The sequence below is a fragment of the Streptomyces sp. NPDC032721 genome (assembly GCF_055579625.1).
Map to the genome: position 1 here is coordinate 100,828 of NZ_JBVIMX010000002.1, position 18,604 is coordinate 119,431.

Sequence of the window (18,604 nt, forward strand, 5' to 3'; positions counted from 1 at the left end):
TACCGCCAAGCGATTCAGCACGGTGCCAGACGCACGCCAAAACACCCCCCAACAAAACCCAAACGACCCCCCCCCCCCCGAACCCCTGCGGTCGCCGGGGCCCTTATGCCGTCGCTATGGCGCCCCGGCTAGCCTCCCCGTACCAGCACAAAGGCCCCTCCCGAAGGAAGGGCCTGAAGGTGCTCGCGCGGTGCGCCCCCGGCAGGACTCGAACCTGCGGCCAAGCGCTTAGAAGGCGCCTGCTCTATCCACTGAGCTACGGGGGCCGGTGGTGGGCCTGGGGCCCGGATCGGCCGGTGTGGCCTGTTGTGGCCGTTGCCGGGGACAAGGATAGGGCTCCTGTCGCCGTGGCCCGGTTGCTTCACCTGCGTGGCACGATGTGGAGGTTCAGTGAAGCGCCACCGATAATCGCAGGCGAGTGCGAATCGCGCACCGCTTTTGGCGTCCCTCGCCCCGGGTGTTGTGCACTCGTTATGCCTGTGTCCCACTCGCCCCAAGTGTCCCAGGGGGCGCATTGTCCCCGATTGGGGGGATAACGGCGCGCAGGGGTGGTCTATACGCTTCAAAAAGCGGTCATAGTTGGGCATTCTTCGTATGTGGTGACCTTGGACGTACGGCCTCAGCTGCTTGACGCACTTTCCGCCCTGCGCGACCGTGTCGCCGCCGTGCGCCTCCCCTTTCCGCTGCCGGGGGCACCTCGCGCCCGGCAGACACGGCTGGAGCTCCTCGCGCAGCTCGACGACTATCTCGTGCCCCGGCTGCGCGACCCCGAAGCGCCCCTGCTCGCCGTCATCGGCGGCTCGACGGGGGCCGGCAAGTCGACGCTGGTCAACTCGCTGGTGGGCCGCCGGGTCAGTGAAGCGGGGGTGCTGCGGCCGACGACGCGTACGCCGGTGCTCGTGTGCCATCCGGACGACCACCACTGGTTCGCCGGGCAGCGCGTGCTGCCCCAGCTGACCAGGGTGTGGCTGCCCGAGCGGTGCGAGGACGGCGGGGAGGACGAGGACAGCGGCGTGCTGCGGGTGGAGACCTCCGAGTCGCTGCCCCTGGGACTCGCACTGCTCGACGCCCCCGACATCGACTCGCTCGTCGAGGCCAACCGCGTGCTGGCCGCCGAACTGATCTGCGCGGCGGACGTCTGGGTGATGGTGACCACCGCGTCGCGCTACGCCGACGCCGTGCCGTGGCACCTGCTGCGGGCGGCCAAGGAGTACGACGCGATGCTCGTCACCGTCCTGGACCGGGTGCCCCACCAGGTGGTGGGCGAGGTGTCCCGGCAGTACGGGGCGCTGCTCGACCGGGCCGGGCTCGGCGAGGTGCCCCGCTTCACCATCCCCGAACTGCCCGAATCGGCGGGCGGCGGAAGCGGGTTGCTGCCGTCGACCGCCGTCGCACCGCTGCTGGAGTGGCTCACCCACCGGGTCCGCGACCCCGCCGCCCGGCAGCAGGCGGTCGCCCGTACCGCGCGCGGCGCCATGGACTCGCTGAACTCCCGCATGCCGGAGCTGGCGGGCGCCGTCTCCGCGCAGTACGCCGCCGCCGTCCGGCTCACGGGCGCGGTGGAGGAGGCCTACGCGGCCGAGGGCGAGCGGGTCGGCACCCGGCTGCGCAACGGCGCCGTCCTCTCCGGCGACGCCCTCACCCGCTGGCGCGCCCACCCCGCCGACGCCACCGACTCCGAGCTTCTCGACTCCCTGGCCGACAGCCTGACCGCGCTCCTCCAGTGCGCGGTGGCCGCCGCCGACGAACGCGTACGGGTGGCCTGGCGCGAGGAACCCGCCGCGCTCACCGTGGCCCCGGGCGGCCCCGACCCGGAGTCCGGGGAGCGGATCGGTCTGGTCGTACGACGCTGGCGCCGGGTCCTGGAGGAGCTGGCCGAGGAAGTCGTACGGGAGCTGGAAAGGCCCGCCGCACCCGACCCGGAGGCCGTGGCGGCCCTGCTCGCGGCGTCGCTGCTCGGCGGCCGGCGGGCCAGGTCGGCGGGCGAGCGGCTGGCCGAACGGATCGGTGCCCAGAGCGCGCTGCGGCTGCGCGACAGGGGCGGCGAACTGGTGACGACGTACATCGAACGGGTGCTGCACGCCGAACGGGACCGGCGGCTGGCACCGATCGACGCGCTGGAAGTGACGCCGGAGCCGCAGGCCGAGCTGATCGCCGCGCTGTCCGTGACGAAGAAGGAGAGGTGACGGCGGTGAACGCGAAGGGGACGGAGACGGCTGAAGTGGTGGACAGGGCTGGTGTGGTGGAAGTGAGTGGTGTCTCTGGTGCTGATGCTGCCGATGTGGTGGCAGAGGCGGATGTGGCGGGAGGTGAGGGGGCGGATGCGGCCCGGCGGGGCGGCTGGGACGACGGGCTGATCGCGCGGCGGGCCGTCGTGCGGGATGCCGCAGGGGCGAAGGGCCGGGACGTCGAGGTGCTGCGGGACTGGCGGGAGGGGGAGCTGCCGGAGGAGTTCGGCGACGTACCGCCAGGCGGCGGGGAGTACGGGGACGAGCTGCGGGTGCGGCTCGACGCGCTGCGGGAGCTGGTGGGGCTCTCGCGCGCCAGGCTGGAGGGCGAGACGCTGCACGAGGCGGGGCGGGTGCTGGACGAGGCGGTGGCCCGGCGGCGGCTCTCCGCGCAGCACACCGTCGTCGCGATCGCCGGAGCCACCGGAAGCGGCAAGTCCACTCTCTTCAATTCCCTCGCCGGAGTGAGGATCTCGGAGACCGGGCTCAAGCGGCCCACCACCTCCTCGCCGATCGCGTGCAGCTGGACGGACGGGGCGGCCGGACTGCTCGACCGGCTGGGGATCCCCGGACGGCTGCGGAGGCGGCCGTTCCAGGCGGGCACGGGCGCGGGCAGCAGCGGTGACGAGGGGCTGCGCGGACTGGTGCTGGTGGACCTGCCGGACCACGACTCGGCGGTGGTCGCGCACCGGGAACAGGTCGACCGGGTGCTGGCCCTGGTGGACGCGGTGATCTGGGTCGTCGACCCGGAGAAGTACGCGGACGCCGCCCTCCACGAGCGCTATCTGCGCCCGCTCGCCGGGCACGCGGAGATCACCTTCGTCGTCCTCAACCAGACCGACCGGCTGCCCGGCGAGGCCGCCGATCTCGTACTGGACGACCTGCGCAGACTCCTCGACGAGGACGGCATGGCGCTCGGCGAGCACGGCGAACCCGGTGCGACGGTCCTCGCACTTTCCGCCCTTACGGGTGACGGGGTGGAGGAACTCCGCGAACTGCTCCGGACGTTCGTCACGGAAAGGGGCGCCGCCGGGCGGCGGCTCGCCGCCGATGTGGACGCGGCGGCGGCCAGGCTGCGCCCGGTGTACGTGGCGGAGGGGAGGGCGGGCCTGGAGGAGGGTGCCCGGGAGGAGTTCACGGACCGGCTCGCCGAGGCGATCGGCGCGGCGGCGGCCGGGGAGGCGGCCGAGCGCGAATGGCGGCGGCACGCGGGCCGCGCCTGCGGGACGCCCTGGCTGCGGCTGTGGCGCTGGTACGACGCACGCCGGCTGCCCGGCGCCCTGCCGACGGGGCGCACGCCCGGCGGCGTCAGGGACGTCGAGGTGACGGCGCGCCAGCGGGTCGAGCAGGCGGTGCGTACGGTCGCCGACGCCGCGACGGCCGGACTGCCGGGCCCCTGGGCGCAGGCCGTACGGGAGGCCGCGGTGCGCGGCGCCGACGGGCTGCCCGGGGAACTCGACGCGCTGGCGGTGTCCGCCGGGGCACCGAAGGGCAATCCGCCCCGGCCCGCGTGGTGGCCGGTGGCGGTGCTCGCCCAGGCGGCGATGACGCTGATTCAGATCCTGGGGGCGCTGTGGCTGTTGGGGCAGGTCCTGGGCGTCCTGGAGCCGGACCTGCTGCCGCCGTTCCTGCTGATGCTGGCCGGGGTGGTCGGCGGCCCGGTGGTCGAGTGGGGCTGCTGGGCCGCCGCACGCGGGCCCGCCAGGCGGTACGGGCAGGACGTCGAGCGGCGACTGCGGGAAGCGGCGGCCGGCTGCGGGCGGGCGAAGGTGCTCGACCCGGTGGCGGCGGAACTGATGCGCTACCGGGAGGTGCGCGAGCGGTACGTGACGGTCACGGGGGCGGCCGGACGAGGGTGACGGTGAGCATGTGGGTGGCGGAGTTTTCCACAACGGGCGGTTGATCCACAGGGCCCGGCGGGAAATCCGGACCACGGCCAGCATGGAGGGAGGAACAGCGGCCGGGACCGACCGGACCCGGCCGGCCATGAGGGGGAGGTCCGTGATGAACGAAACGATGGTGACCCTGGTGGGCAACGCCGCCACCGGCCCGATCGGCACCGAAACGGCGCTGGGGCACGTGGTCAGGCTGCGGCTCGCGGTGCGGGCGCGGCGCTGGGACCGCGAGCAGCAGACCTGGACGGACGGCCCGACCAGCTTCTACACGGTGTGGGCCCGACGGGCCCTGGCGGCGAACCTGTCCTCCTCGCTCGACGTCGGGGACCCGCTGATCGTCCACGGCCGACTGCGCGTCAAGGACGAGACCAGGGACGGCGAGCGGAGGTTCTCGGCGGACGTCGACGCCGTCGCCGTGGGGCACGACCTGACGCGCGGTACGTCGGCGTTCCGCCGGGTGGCGAAGGCGGACCCCCGGCTGGTGGAACCGGCGGCGGTCCGGGACGGGCCGGGCGGCCCGCCGGACTGGACGGCGACAACTCCGGTGAGCTGGGCGGCCCGGGGCGCACCGGACCGGCAGCCGCAGGCGGAACCGGGAAGGGATCCGGAGACGAAACCGGAAGAGGCCGTGGTGACCGGGACGACGGAGACCGTCGGGGCGGTGTCCTGAAAGTCGCCTTTGTGGAGGCGACTTGTCGACAAGGCCGAGGAGGTTGAGCTTCGGGCGATAACAATTCCGATTCGGAATAGGACGTCAGGACGCATGGCGGGGCGGTGTTCGGCATTGCCTCCTTAGGATTCCCGGATACCCATGGGGCACTTGAGGTTGCAGGCGAGGCACTCCCCACATGCGCACCATGCGAATGAACCTCGCCCGGAGGGGACTTGCATGATCGGCGATTCGACTGCTTCCGACCGGGGGCAGAACTCTGCCCGCTCCAAACATCCGGCGCGTCCGGCCCTGGCACGCCGCCTGCTCGCCGCCGCACTGGCCCCGGGCCTGCTCGCGGCGGGTGTGCTGGCGGGCGCGGGCACCGCGACGGCGGCGGGCGAGCAGCCGCGCAGCTCCGGTGGCGCCGCGGCCACCCTCGGCAGGCTCACCGTCCACGGCGCGGTGACCATCCGTGACGCGGGCCAGGAGTGGAAGGCCGAGGCCGGGCTCTTCGAGATGACCGTCACCGGTGGCGGCAGCCTGCAGAGCTACAGCGTCGACCTGCGGACCCCGGCGCGCGAGGGGACCTCGTACAAGGAAGTCGGCTGGGAGCAGTCCTCGCTGCACCGCAACCGGAACGCGGGCAAGATCCGCTGGATCCTGGAGAACTCCTACCCCCAGGTCAACGACCTCGCCGCGCTCGCCGAGCGGGCCGGGGTCAAGTCGCTCGACGACAAGGCCGCCGCCGCGGGCACCCAGGCCGCGATCTGGCGCTTCTCCGACAACGTCGACGCCCTCCCTGCCGACCCCGGTGCGGGCAAGCTGGCCGCGTACCTGGCACGGGCCGCCAAGGACGCCCCGCAGCCGCCCGCCTCTCTCGCGCTGGACCCGCCCGCGGTGGCCGGCCGGGCCGGGGACCGGGTCGGACCGGTCACGGTGCGCACCCAGGCGGACCGGGTGAACGTCGGACTCGCCGCCGACGCACCGGCCGGCGTCCGGATCGTCGACGCCAAGGGCAAGCCGGTCACGGACGTCAAGAACGGCGCCCAGCTGTTCTTCGACATACCGCCCACCGTCGAGAGCGGCACGAGCGCGCTCAGCGTCCAGGCGGACGCCCGGGTGCCGATCGGCCGGGCGTTCGTCAGCGACACCCACAGCCAGACCCAGATCCTGGCCGGGGCCAGCACCTCCACGGTCGCCGCCGACGCCACCGCCATCTGGGCGGGCGAGAAGGCCACCGGCGCCGTTCCGGCGCTCTCCGGCAAGAAGGACTGCGCCAAGGGCGGCGTGGCCATCACCGGGACCAACGCGGGCGACGCCCCGTTCACCTTCGAGCTGCTCGGCTCCAGCCACACCATCGCGGCCGGTACGTCGCGCACGGTGACCATTCCGCTCCAGGAGGACCAGGCCTACGACCTGACCGTCTCCGGCCCCGGCGGACTCCGCAAGAACTTCACCGGCGTCCTGGACTGCGAGACCGCGGGCACCGTCGCCATCGGCACCGCGGACGCCCCCGCCAACCGTCCCACCCCGGCCACCGCGGGCAAGCCCAGCCCGGTGGCCGTCCCCGACGACGAGAACCTGGCCGCCACCGGCGGCTCCGCCGCGACCCCGACGATCGGCTACCTCGCCCTCGGCATGCTCGTCATCGGCGGCGGCGCGGTCTTCCTGCTCCGCAAGAAGAAGCCCGTACCGGACACCGGCGAGTAGGTGACGTAGTACCGGATACCCGTCCCCGTCGGGTATCCGGTTTCCGCCAGGGGAGTGCAGTCAGGCAAGATGGGGTGTATCTGCCCACCCCACGATCTGCCGGACGGTTTCTCTTGGCTGAGTTCATCTACACCATGCGCAAGGCGCGTAAAGCGCACGGCGACAAGGTGATTCTCGACGACGTCTTCCTGAACTTCCTGCCCGGCGCGAAGATCGGTGTGGTGGGCCCCAACGGTGCCGGTAAGTCCACCGTTCTCAAGATCATGGCCGGGATCGAGCAGCCGTCCAACGGCGACGCGTTCCTGTCCCCGGGCTACAGCGTCGGCATCCTCATGCAGGAGCCGAAGCTCGACGAGTCGAAGACCGTCCTGGAGAACGTGCAGGACGGCGCCGCCGAGCAAATGGGCAAGCTCAAGCGCTTCAACGAGGTCGCCGAGCTCATGGCGACCGACTACAGCGACGAGCTCATGGAGGAGATGGGCAAGCTCCAGGAGGACCTCGACCACTCCAACGCCTGGGACCTCGACGCCCAGCTGGAGCAGGCCATGGACGCCCTGGGCTGCCCGCCCGGCGACTGGCCCGTCACCAACCTCTCCGGTGGCGAGAAGCGCCGCGTGGCGCTCTGCAAGCTGCTCATCGAGGCCCCGGACCTGCTCCTCCTCGACGAGCCCACCAACCACCTGGACGCCGAGTCGGTGAACTGGCTGGAGCAGCACCTCGCGAAGTACCCGGGTGCCGTCGTCGCCGTCACCCACGACCGTTACTTCCTGAACAACGTCGCCGAGTGGATCCTTGAGCTCGACCGCGGCCGCGCGATCCCGTACGAGGGCAACTACTCCACCTACCTGGAGAAGAAGGCCACCCGTCTCAAGGTCGAGGGCAAGAAGGACGAGAAGCGCCAGAAGCGCCTCAAGGAAGAGCTGGAGTGGGTGCGGTCGAACGCCAAGGGGCGCCAGACCAAGTCCAAGGCCCGTCTCGCCCGGTACGAGGAGATGGCGGCAGAGGCCGACAAGATGCGGAAGCTGGACTTCGAGGAGATCCAGATCCCGCCGGGCCCGCGTCTGGGCTCGATCGTCGTCGAGGTCGAGAACCTCAGCAAGGCCTTCGGCGACAAGGTCCTGATCGACGACCTCAGCTTCACGCTGCCGCGCAACGGCATCGTCGGCGTCATCGGTCCGAACGGTGCGGGCAAGACCACGCTGTTCAAGATGATCCAGGGCCTGGAGACGCCGGACAGCGGCTCCATCAAGGTCGGCGACACGGTCAAGATCAGTTACGTGGACCAGAGCCGCGCCAACATCGACCCCAAGAAGACGCTGTGGGCCGTCGTCTCCGACGAGCTGGACTACATCAACGTCGGCCAGGTCGAGATGCCCTCGCGCGCGTACGTCAGCGCCTTCGGCTTCAAGGGTCCGGACCAGCAGAAGCCGGCCGGGGTCCTCTCCGGTGGTGAGCGCAACCGCCTCAACCTGGCGCTGACCCTCAAGGAGGGCGGCAACCTGCTCCTCCTCGACGAACCGACCAACGACCTCGACGTCGAGACCCTGTCGTCGCTGGAGAACGCGCTCCTGGAGTTCCCGGGTGCGGCCGTGGTCATCTCTCACGACCGCTGGTTCCTGGACCGGGTGGCGACGCACATCCTCGCGTACGAGGGCGAGTCCCGCTGGTACTGGTTCGAGGGCAACTTCGAGTCGTACGAGAAGAACAAGATCGAGCGTCTCGGCGCCGATGCGGCACGTCCGCACCGCGCCACGTACAAGAAGCTCACGCGAGGCTGATAGCTGGTGGCACGGCACATTTACTCCTGCGCCCTGCGCTGGTCGGACATGGACGCCTTCGGGCACGTCAACAACGTCGTCTTCCTGCGGTACCTGGAAGAGGCGCGGATCGACTTCATGTTCCGGCTGGCGCCGGGGGAGGGCAGCACGTCCTTCACGGGCGGGTCCGTCGTGGCCCGGCACGAGATCGACTACGTGCGGCCCCTCGTCCACCGGCACGAGCCGGTACGGATCGAGTCGTGGGTGACGAAGATAGGCGCGGCGTCGCTGACGATCGCGTACGAGGTGAAGGACGCCGACGGCTCTGCGCAGGTGTACGTACGGGCGTCGACAGTGGTCGTCCCGTTCAACCTGGCGGAGGGCCGGCCGCGTCGGATCACCGACGAGGAGAAGTCCTTCCTGGCGGAGTACTTCGACGACGAGGCCGGGGCTGAGGCCGGTTCGGCTGAGGCCGGGGCCGGGGCCGTCGCGGCATGACGGTGCGGGCGGAGGCTCGGATGCTGGAGCTGGACGGGCCCGGGGAGGCGGCGGACCTCGCCGCCTTCCTCGGCCGGCTGGTCCACTACGACCGGGCCGCTGCCGTCCGCCTCCAGGCGCAGGGGGAGGCGGTGGCCGTCTTCGGGCGGCCGCCGTCCTTCGAGGTGCTCGCGGTACGAACGGCCAGGCTGGTGCGGGCCGTCGAGCTGGATGTGACCGTGTCCGCCGGTGAACTCCTGGAGGGAATCGAGGAGTTGACCGGTGTGGTGCGGGTGCCGGAGGCCGTGACCGGGCCGCCGTGGGCCGGTGTACTGCCGCCCCGGGGTGGCTGGGAGCGGGTCGACGGGGTGCCGGACGCGGCGGCGATGCGCGGTGTTGTGGCGGCGGCGGTCGCCGAATTCCGCATGCGGGACGAGGAGTTGCCCCCCGAGGAGCGGACCCGGGCGGTCCGGGACCGGATCGGGCGGGACATCTGGTCGCGCGAGCTGGCGGGGACGGGGCTTCCGTTGCGGGCTGTGCATGCTGCTCAGTCGCTGGGGTTTTTGCGGCCGGGGGTGCCGGTGGCGGTGCTGGTTTCTGGGGGGTGGCTTCGGCTGCGGACGCCGTATGGGTCGGTGTCGGTGCGGGGGGTTGGTGGTGGGGGGTTGGGTGTGTTGGCGGTCTCGCCGAGGTAGGGGTGGTGGGGGGCCGTGGCGTAGGTGGGGCGGGGGCGGGGGTGCGACTCCGTCGGGGGCCGCCCCCTTGCCCGCCCGTTCCGCCCCCGGGGGGCGGCCCCGCCGCCCAAGGGGGCTCGCGGCGTGGGGGCGGCCCCGCCGCCCAAGGGGGCTGGCCGGGGTCAGGGGTGGTTGTCGGGCCAGATTGCTATGTGGTCCTGTTCCAGTTCCAGGATGACGCGGTGGTGCATGTCCAGGGATTCCGTGTAGTCGGCGGGGAGTTGGAGGCGGCCCGCGCGGTCCAGCATCGCGTACTCGCGGGCGACCACCGACTCCTGTCCCGTCTCCGCGTCCACCTCCGTGCGCCGCAGCACCTCCGTCGACGTACGGCCGTCGCGGATGGCGACCGTGCGGCGGACCTCGGTGGCCACCGTCTGGTCGTGGGTGACGATCACGATGGTGGTGCCCAGCTCCTCGTTGGCGCGGCGGAACGCGCCGAAGATCTCGTCGGCGGTGGCGGAGTCCAGTTCGCCGGTGGGTTCGTCGGCGAGCAGCACGGAGGGCTCGTTGGCGAGGGCCACCGCGATGGCCACGCGCTGCTGCTGGCCGCCGGACATCTGGGCGGGGCGCCGGTCGCGGCAGTCGGCGACCTCCATCATGGCGAGCAAGTGGTCGGCGCGGGCGGCGCGTTCGGCGTTCCTGCCCCGGCCCTTCAGCTGCATGGGCAGGGACACGTTCTGGGCGGCCGTGAGGTACGGCATGAGGTTGCGGGCGGTCTGCTGCCAGACGAAGCCGACCACATTGCGGCGGTAGTGGAGGCGCTCCTTCGCGCCCATCGTCAGCAGGTCGCAGCCCGCCACCCTGGCCGCGCCCGCGGTCGGCTCGTCGAGGCCTGCGAGGATGTTCATCAGGGTGGACTTGCCGCTGCCCGACGCGCCGACCAGGGCCATCAACTCGCCCTCCTTGACCAGCAGATCGAGCCCCTGGAGGGCCTGCACCTCCACGCCGTCCGTGGTGAAGACCCGGACCAGACGGTCGCAGGAGATCAGCGCGTCGTGGCCGAACTCGGGGCGGTCGCGGCGCGCCGCGGCCCGCCGCTCCAGCTCGGCGAGCGAGGTGTTCCCGCCGGACGTACCGGAAGTTCCCGTGGGGGTCATCGAGCGTCTCCTGCCCTGAGTTCGGTCGTCGTGGTCGCGCGGCGAGTAGCCCACCAGGCCTGGGCCGCCGCCACCCCGGCCGCCAGGCACACCACCGCGAGCGCCGGGAGGAGCAGCGACCACGGATCCGTGCGCAGCAGCAGCGGTACGGAGCCGGGGACGCCGGTCCGCGTGGCCAGGGCCAAGGCGCCCAGATCGATGTCGGGGGCCAGCAGCCGGACCGTGGCCCAGCCGGACAGGGCCCCGCCGCAGGCGGCCAGCAGGGCCTGCGGGAGTGATTCGAGGACGAGCAGCCTGCGGCCCTGGCGGCGGGTGACGCCCATCGTGCGCAGCCTGGCCAGCAGCGCGGTGCGCTCCGGCGCCGCCTGGAGGAGGGAGAGCAGGACCGCGAGGACGGCGAAGCCCGCCCCGGCCGCGACCGCCGTCGTGTAGATCCGCTCGGCACCCTGCTGGAGCGGCGGGCTGACGAGCTTCGCCCGCTCCTCCGCCTTGAGGTGTACCTCGGCGCTGCCGCCCACCGCCGCCCGGAGCGCCCTGCGGTCCAGCCCGTCGCCCGTGACCAGCAGCGAAGCGGGCTTGTGCGTCGGGAACGCCGCCGCGCTGACCACCAGGAAGTCGCCCTCGCGCACGGCGGGAGTGGCCTTGATGGTGCCGGCGACCCGGGTGGTGAAGTCGCCGTAGTGGGCGCTGCGCAGACCGATCCGGGCGGCGCCGCCGAGGCGCTCCGCGGTCTCGGGGGAGGCGAGCGCCGGGAACACCCCGCCCTTGCCGCCGCTTCCACCGCTGCCCGCCAGCGCCGCCGCGTCGAAGCCGCCGGTGCCGGAGCCGCGCGAGAGCCTGGCGTACGACTCGGGGTCGACCGTCACCAGGGTCACCTCGCGCTTGCCGTCCGGCAGCGACACCATGTAGTCGACGCCGACCGCGCTGACCTCCCGTACCCCGGGAAGCTCCCGTACGGCCTTCACCGTCGGCGCGTCGAAGCCGTACTTGGTCTTCTGGATCTGGACCAGCCGGGCGTCCGCTCCCACCTTCGCCGTGGCCGCCCGGTCCCGGGTCTCGGCCACCCCTGCCAGTACGGACCCGCCGAACGCCGCCGTCGTCAGCGCCAGCAGCAGCGCCAGCAGCGGAAGGGTGGCGGTCGCGGGGGAGCGGGCGGCCCTGGCCGCCGACAGGAAGCCGATGGCGCCCCGGCGCAGCGCCATCGGCCGGGCCAGCACGCGCAGTGGCAGCGGGTACAGCCGGATCAGTACGAGGGAGGCGATGAAGCCGACCAGCACCGGTGCGGCGCTGACCAGTTGGTCCACCTCGTCGCCCGTACCCCTCCTGCGCAGGGCGACGACGGCGGCCACCGTCAGGACGACCAGGGTGAGTTCGGCGACGTTGCGGCGCCGGGAAGGCCTGGCGCGCACCAGGTCCGCCCGGTCGCCGTGGATCCTCGGCCGCAGATGCGCGAACGCGGCCCGGACCGGCAGTCCGGCGCACGCCAGCACCGCGACGGCCGCCGCGGCGACGGCCGACGCGGTCGGCGGGGAGCCGGGCAGCAGCAGGAACGCCGCCGCCCAGCCCAGGGCGGCGGCGGGCACGACCACGACCGCCAGTTCGGCGGAGAGCCGCCCCAGGAGGCCGCGCACCGAGCCGCCGCGGGCGCGGATCAGGGCCAGCTCGCTGTGCCGCCGGGCGCCCGCGAGGCCGCCCGCCATGAGGATGACGACCGCCGCGACCGTACCGGTGCCGAAGGCGGCGACGGCGACGACCGGGGTGATCGCGGCCCGGCTCTCCAGGTAGCCGGTGACCAGCAGGTCCAGGTCCGTGTCGACGGCCGAGCCCGCGCCGACGTACTGGCGCAGGGTGCTGAGCCCCGGGCCGCCCTCCAGGTCCGCCACGGCCGCGGTCAGCGGCTGTGCGTCGCTCATGCGCAGCCGGTCGGTGCGCGGCGCCACGTTCCAGAACGGCTCGGGGTCCGGGGTGAGGTGGAGCAGGCCGGCCGCCGCGCCCGGGGCCAGCAGGAGGGAGCCCGACCAGTAGTACTCGGGGCCGTCGGGGTCGTCCAGGTACAGGAGTTCGGGGGTGTGCAGGCTGCGGTCGACGCTCCAGTACGGGGAGGCGGGGCGCAGCGGCTCGAAGATGCCGGTGATCTTCACGGCGGCGGTGTTGCCTGCCGTGATGCCCTTCGCCTCGGCGGCGACGTGCACCACCGAACCCACCTTGATGTGCAGGGTGCGCGCGGTGGCCGCGCTGACGGCGGCCTCCAGCGGGAGGTCGGTGACGGGCTGCTGTCCCGTCCCGGCGCCGTCCGCACCGCCCGCACCGGCGCCCGTGGGCGCGGCCGGCTGGCGGCCCGCGACCAGCCGTGAGTGGTCCGCCAGTTCGGCCCGGGTCGACACCGAGAACACCGGCGGCACCTTCTTGGTGGGCCTCGGCAGCCACGGGTCCGACGCGGGCAGCCGCTGCGGGACCCGGACCCCGTGCGAGGAGTCCGCACGCACCGGGACCAGCGGGGCCTTCGGCGCCTTGAGGGTCTGCTCGAACGCGGCCGCCATCCGCTCCGGGCCGAGCACCGCCGCCCGCTCGTCGGGCCCTGCCAGACCGCCCGGCAGCGCGCCCTGGACCTGGAGGACGCGCTTGGCGGCGGGGGCGTCGGCCAGCTGGTGCCGCAGGCCCTCGGTCTCGTACTGGGCCAGGGCACGCGGATGGGCGGCGGCGAGGAACGCCGTGAGCAGGACCAGTACGCCCAGCGCGGCGGCGGCGCCGGGGGTGGTCCGCAGGCGGGTGCGGACCCAGGGGGCGACGGCGCGTTTCCTTTTGTCGGTTGCCGTGTCGGTTGCCATGTCAGTTGCCGCCTCCGTGGACGCGCAGGGTGGTGGCCGGGTCGCCGCGCCGCAGCGCCAGCGCCAGGACGACCAGCAGGGGGATGGCGACGACCCCGGCGAGCAGCAGGGCGACCTGCCCGGCGGGCAGTTGCACCAGCACGCCGGGCAGCGGCTGGGTGGCCTGCCCGGTGAGCACGATCAGTGGGACGACCGCCCTGGTCAGTACGGCCCCCAGGGCGAGCCCCACCAGCAGGGCGAGGCCGATCAGCAGCGACTGCTCGGCGGCGATCAGCCGGGCCAGCTGCCTCGGTGGCGCACCCAGCGCCTTGAGCACGGCGAACTCGGCCGTCCGCTCCCGCAGCGAGCCCGCCGCACCGACCGCGAACCCGACCGAGGCCAGCAGGGCGGCGATGACCGACACCGCGAGGAGGGCCGCCTGCGGGCCCGCGCCGAGCGGGTCGTCGTACAGCTCGTGCAGCGTCTCGTCGCGCACCACGACCCGGGAGGGGTCGAGGTCCGGGCGCTCCCGCAGGGACTTGGCGACGTCGGCGGCCTTGCCGGGCGCGGTGGCCAGCCACCATTCGTCGGGCGACAGCGGGACCACCCCGTCGGCGGCCAGCCTGCGGTTGACGGCACGCAGGTCGACGAGGAGGGAGCCGCCGTCCGCCGCCGCCTTCGTCGCCGGGCCGGTGGTGTCGGCGGAGCGGGCGGCGGGGCCCGTGGTGGGCAGGTGGCGCAGGGTGCCGACGATGCGTAGCGAGAGGGTGGTGCCGTTGACGTCGAAGTCGATGTTCGAGCCGACCTTGGCGGCGGAGGCGGCCAGGAAGCCGTCGGTCGCCAGGGCGGTCAGCCGCTGGGGTGCGGCGCCGACCGCGCTGACCTGCACGGTGGTGCCGGCGGGACCTGACCACTCCTCCTCGGGCGGGGTGGTGGTCATCCCCGTCGAGAACCTGGCCGTCAGCAGGGCGCCGCTGCCGGTGGCCGGGGTGATCGCGGTCCGCGCGGCCGGGTCGCCCGCCCGGTCGAGCAGGGTGTCCACGGTGGCGCCCGACCAGGCCAGGCCCTTGGGGGCGGGCGGGGCGGCGCCGTCCGCACCCCGCACGGAGCGGAGCGTGAGCAGCTGCTGTTCGGTGGTGTCGCGCGGCTGGTCGAACGTCGCCTCCACACCGGTGAGGTGCACGGGCGGTGCGGCGCGGCCCGCCGAACGGGCCAGGTCCACGCGCAGCGGCACGGTGCGCCCGTCGGCGGGCAGCGCGCCGAGCGGCAGCCGGTAGGTCATCCCGTACCGGTCCTCCAGGGTGACCATGACCTCGGCCCGCACCTTCGACGCCCTGCCGTCGGCCCGGCCCAGCGAGAGGTCCAGGGTGACGGAGTCCCCGGCGGGGAGCGGGACGCCGTTGCGGCTCCCCTCCGGGACGCGCAGCGGGGCGCTCTGCCTGCGCAGGCCCGCGCGGCCGCCCTCGGACAGGTCGTCGCGGAGCATCAGGCCCTCGGCGGCCTGGGCGGTGTCCAGCGCCAGGACCGTCGCCAGCTGGTCGCCGGAGAGGAGCATGGAGCGCCGCGCGGCGGGCGCCGCCGCCGTCACTCCCGGGACGCGGGCGTACGAACCGTCCTGCGCCGCATCGGATTCGGCGCCGCCGGACACCCGTACCGAGGCACCGCTGCGGAAGTCCGCCTGGTCCTCCTGCGAGCGGTTCCAGGAGGCGCCCTGGCCGATGGCCAGCATTCCCATCGCCACCGCGAGCACCAGCAGCAGCACGGGTCCCGCTCCGCGCAGCGGCCGGCGGCTCAGCTGCCAGCCCGCGAGGGCGGCGGGCAGACCGCGCCCCTTGGCGGCACGTTTCTCCGCCAGCTTCGCCAGCGGCGGCAGCAGCCGCAGCGTCATTACGGTGCCGGCGAGGAGCGCCAGTGCGGGCGCCGCCACCAGCAGCGGGTCCACCCCGAGGTCGCCCCCGCGGTCACCGGTCAGCGGCCCGCTGCCGGAGGTCTGCCGGTCCAGCTGCCAGTACGCCACGGCCGCGATCAGCAGCAGCGCCAGGTCCGCCCCCGCCTTCATCGGCCCGGGTACGGAACGGCCCCTGGAGCTGCGCCCCGCCGTGATCGCCGGAGCGATGACGGCCACCGCGCAGCCCACCGCGACGCCCACCCCGATCAGCCAGATCCCCGCCGAGCCCCACGGCCCGCCGGTGTCCAGCGAGAGCCCGATCCGCCCCAGCGAACCCTGCCCCGACAGCATCCTGGCCAGCGGCCCCGCGAGCAGCGGCGCGGCCAGCGCGGCGGGCAGCGCCAGGAGCACGGCCTCGACGGCGGCCAGCGCGATCACCCGCTGCCGCGAACCGCCGCGCGCCATCAGCAGTTCCGTCTCGCCGGAGCGCTCGGCGGACAGCAGCCGGGCGACCAGCAGCAGGGCGTACGTGGCGAGCAGCACCAGCTGGAGCGAGACGATCATGAGCGTCGAACGGGCCACGAGCAGTGCCCGCTCCGCCTGGTCGAGCACCTTGGGCAGCCCGTGCGTGACGGCCGCCGAACTCGTGAACGGGGCGGTCCTGCCGAGGTACGCGGCGCCGCTCACGGCCGCCGTGCGCAGCTCGTCGATGTCCGAGGAGCGCACCGTGCCGAAGTCCGCGGAGACCAGCCAGGAGACGTCGCCCTCGGTGACGGCGCCGGAGCGCAGCAGGGCCGGGTCGGCGAGCAGCGGCCCGTAGGTGGTGAAGTCGGCGCTGCGGACGCCGCGTCCGCCGAGCTCCTCCAGCTTCCAGTACGGGTCGGCGAGGTTCTTGGGCTCGTAGAGGCCGGTGACACGGACCTTGCGGGTGGTGCTGGTGAGGCGGTCGGTGAGGGTGAGGACGGTGGGTCCGGGGGTGACCCTGAGCTGTTTGGCAGCGTTGTCGGGGAACGCGACGTCGACGACCGCGTTCTTCTCGCTCCCGGCGGGGTTCGCGGGCCAGCTGCCCGCCGTCATCCGCACCCGGTCGCGGTCGAGCCCGGCGAACCGGGTCAGATCGGGGTCGCCCTTGCGGGCCGAGACCGGCTGGAGGGAGCGCGGCAGCGAGTACGGTCCTGACTGGTCGAGCACCGTGATCCGGGTCGGCAGCCCGTGGAACGCGCGGCGCGCGCCCTCCCGTACGACCTTGTCCGCCTCGGCCCGCTGCGGCCCGCGCACCTTGCTGGTGGACACCGTGAGGGCGGCGGCCGAGGCGTCGCGCGAACCCAGCGAGCGGCGCAGCCCCGCGTCCCCGATGGAACCGGAGAAGGCGGCCAGCGCGGCCAGTACGGAGGTGGTCAGCAGGACCGCGAGCAGGGCCGCGGAGAGCAGCAGGCGGTGCGCCCGTACGCGCAGAAAGACAAACCCCGTCACGCGGTTCCCGCCCCCTGATCCTGCTTTGGCCCCATGGATCCGATTGATCCCGAAAGCCCTTTCGGATGCTTTCAGAGGTCCGGGCGCAGGGAAAGCGCTTGCGGGCGCGACTTGATCGGATCGTGACCGAAATCCGGTACTGGATCACCGAATTCCGGTTTACCGGAGCGAGGCGAGCCGCAACCTTGCGCGGTAAGAGGGGAGTTCGGGGCCGGGGGTTGCCGTCCGCGCGGAACTTTCTCGGGCGGAAGATCCGCCGGAGAGCCTGCCCTAGCCCTCGGTGTTCACCATGGAGGCCGCGGCGTACGTCATGTAGTTCCACAACTGCCGCTCGTGCTCGGCGTCCAGGCCCAGCTCGTCGACCGCCACCCGCATGTGCTTCAGCCACGCGTCGTGCGCCGCCCGGTCCACCTGGAACGGGGCGTGCCGCATCCGCAGCCGGGGATGGCCGCGTTCGTCGCTGTAGGTGCGCGGGCCGCCCCAGTACTGCATGAGGAAGAGCGTGAACCGCTCCTCGGCGGGCCCGAGGTCCTCCTCCGGGTACATCGGCCGCAGCAGCGGATCCTCGGCCACGCCCTGGTAGAAGCGGTGCACCAGGCGCCGGAAGGTCGCCTCCCCGCCCACCTGCTCGTAGAAGGTCTGCTCCTGAAGCGTTCCCCGCGGAATCTCGTTCACCGTTCCATCGTCTCAGACGGCGGGGACCAGGACCCGGGGCCTAGGACCGGCCCCGGTGCGCGTGCGTACTCGCCAAGGGGCCTGTGCGCGCGCCACAGTGGGGACTATGGGCGCACACGCGGAGTACGTCGACCTGTACGCCGGCGAGCGGGCGGCACTGGTCCGCACCGTCGCGGCGTCCGGAGCACTCAAGGACCCGGCCTGGCGGGCGGCCTTCGAGGAGGTGCCGCGCCACCTCTTCGTACCGCACTGGTACCACCACGGGCCCGGCGGATACGAGTGCTTCCGGGGCAACGACCCCGATCCCAAGCGGCGCCGGCGCTGGCTGAACGGGGTGTACGCCGACACCGCGCTGGCCACCCGGGTGCGCGACGGACTGCTGCTCTCCTCCAGCAGCCAGCCCTCGCTGATGGCGCGGATGCTGGACGAACTGGAGGTACGCGACGGGCAGCGGATCCTGGAGATCGGCGCGGGCACCGGCTACAACGCGGCGCTGCTGTCCCACCGGGTCGGGGACCGCAACGTGACGACCGTCGACCTGGACCCGGAGACCGTGGAGTCCGCGCGGGCACACCTGGCGGAAGCCGGGTTCCGGCCCGCCGTGGTCGTCGCCGACGGGGCACAGGGGTGCCCCGGGCGCGGGCCCTTCGACCGGGTCGTGGCCACCTGCACAGTGCCCTCGGTGCCCCGGGAATGGCTGCGGCAGTCCAGGCCCGGCGCCAGGATCCTGGCGCCGCTGTCGACCGGGCTGATCGCCCTGCGGGTACGCGACGCCGGGTACGCGGAGGGGCGCTTCCTGCCCACGCCCGCCTACTTCGTACCGCTGCGCGGCGGCCCGGCGGCGCCCACGCCCCGCTACACGGGCGGACTGCCGAGGACCGCGCTGGAGAACGACCTCTTCCGCTTCCTGCTCACCCTGAGCGCCAGCAGCCTGGACCCGCACGAGGCCCTCGCCCTGTGGCACCTGGAGGGCAGGCCGCGCCGGGAGCGCTTCGGGGTGACGGTGAGCGGCGCGGGCCAGTGGGCCTGGCTGGACGACCCGGCGGGACCGTACGCGTGGCCGATGGCGGAGTGAGCGGACACACGGAGGGGGGGGGGGGGGGGGGGGGGGGGGGGCTTCCCCCCCCCCCCCCCCCCCTTTTTCTCCCCCCTTGGTCGTTTCTGTTTCTTCGTCTCCCCCCCCCCCCCCCCCCCCCCCCCCTCCAATAGCC

Annotated in this window: 12 protein-coding genes and 1 tRNA gene; 8 read left to right on the forward strand and 5 right to left on the reverse strand. The window is 73.4% G+C overall.

The genetic code is table 11. From position 1 onward, the window contains the following. Nucleotides 1–193: 193 nt before the first annotated feature. A tRNA-Arg gene (locus tag ACZ5PB_RS06725) sits at nt 194–266 on the reverse strand. A gap of 339 nt (nt 267–605) precedes the next feature. Between ACZ5PB_RS06725 and ACZ5PB_RS06730 the strand changes: the two genes are divergently transcribed. The 7 genes from ACZ5PB_RS06730 (at nt 606) to ACZ5PB_RS06760 (ending at nt 9,414) form a co-directional block, all read left to right on the forward strand. Next, complete coding sequence (locus ACZ5PB_RS06730) at nt 606–2,186, forward strand: dynamin family protein (RefSeq protein WP_468688902.1); 1,581 nt, start codon at nt 606–608, stop codon at nt 2,184–2,186. Nucleotides 2,187–2,191: 5 nt separating this feature from the next. Continuing rightward, nucleotides 2,192–4,087: a GTPase gene (locus ACZ5PB_RS06735; RefSeq protein WP_468688435.1), complete on the forward strand. Its 1,896-nt coding sequence runs from the start codon at nt 2,192–2,194 to the stop codon at nt 4,085–4,087. Between the two features lie 145 nt (nt 4,088–4,232). Further along, the gene (locus ACZ5PB_RS06740; RefSeq protein WP_468688436.1) at nt 4,233–4,793 is read left to right on the forward strand and encodes a single-stranded DNA-binding protein; all 561 of its coding nucleotides are present in this window, start codon (nt 4,233–4,235) and stop codon (nt 4,791–4,793) included. 219 nt (nt 4,794–5,012) lie between these two features. Beyond that, on the forward strand, nt 5,013–6,485 hold the full coding sequence (locus ACZ5PB_RS06745; RefSeq protein WP_468688438.1) for a TQXA domain-containing protein: 1,473 nt from the start codon (nt 5,013–5,015) through the stop codon (nt 6,483–6,485). A 113-nt stretch (nt 6,486–6,598) separates the two neighbouring features. Beyond that, the gene (ettA, locus tag ACZ5PB_RS06750) at nt 6,599–8,263 is read left to right on the forward strand and encodes an energy-dependent translational throttle protein EttA (RefSeq protein WP_468688440.1); all 1,665 of its coding nucleotides are present in this window, start codon (nt 6,599–6,601) and stop codon (nt 8,261–8,263) included. 6 nt (nt 8,264–8,269) lie between these two features. Further along, a complete protein-coding gene (locus ACZ5PB_RS06755; protein WP_468688442.1) occupies nt 8,270–8,740 on the forward strand; it encodes an acyl-CoA thioesterase in 471 nt (156 codons plus the stop codon). A gap of 20 nt (nt 8,741–8,760) precedes the next feature. Then, nucleotides 8,761–9,414, forward strand: a complete 654-nt coding sequence (locus tag ACZ5PB_RS06760) for a DUF8010 domain-containing protein (protein ID WP_468688444.1) — start codon at nt 8,761–8,763, stop codon at nt 9,412–9,414. Between the two features lie 161 nt (nt 9,415–9,575). Here the strand turns inward: ACZ5PB_RS06760 and ACZ5PB_RS06765 are convergent, their stop codons facing one another. From ACZ5PB_RS06765 to ACZ5PB_RS06780, 4 genes are all read right to left on the reverse strand, one after another. After that, a complete protein-coding gene (locus ACZ5PB_RS06765; protein ID WP_468688445.1) occupies nt 9,576–10,550 on the reverse strand; it encodes an ABC transporter ATP-binding protein in 975 nt (324 codons plus the stop codon). Beyond that, on the reverse strand, nt 10,547–13,378 hold the full coding sequence (locus ACZ5PB_RS06770; protein ID WP_468688447.1) for an FtsX-like permease family protein: 2,832 nt from the start codon (nt 13,376–13,378) through the stop codon (nt 10,547–10,549). Before ACZ5PB_RS06770 ends, ACZ5PB_RS06765 begins: the two co-directional genes overlap by 4 nt. Before the next feature lies 1 nt (nt 13,379). Then, nucleotides 13,380–16,718 carry an FtsX-like permease family protein gene (locus ACZ5PB_RS06775; RefSeq protein WP_468688448.1) on the reverse strand — a complete coding sequence of 1,113 codons (3,339 nt, stop codon included), beginning with the start codon at nt 16,716–16,718 and terminating at the stop codon, nt 13,380–13,382. A gap of 270 nt (nt 16,719–16,988) precedes the next feature. After that, nucleotides 16,989–17,393 (reverse strand): globin, encoded by a 405-nt coding sequence (locus tag ACZ5PB_RS06780; RefSeq protein WP_468688450.1) that lies wholly within the window; start codon nt 17,391–17,393, stop codon nt 16,989–16,991. Between the two features lie 106 nt (nt 17,394–17,499). Between ACZ5PB_RS06780 and ACZ5PB_RS06785 the strand changes: the two genes are divergently transcribed. Next, nucleotides 17,500–18,468: a methyltransferase domain-containing protein gene (locus ACZ5PB_RS06785; protein ID WP_468688451.1), complete on the forward strand. Its 969-nt coding sequence runs from the start codon at nt 17,500–17,502 to the stop codon at nt 18,466–18,468. The last annotated feature ends 136 nt before the right edge of the window (nt 18,469–18,604 follow it).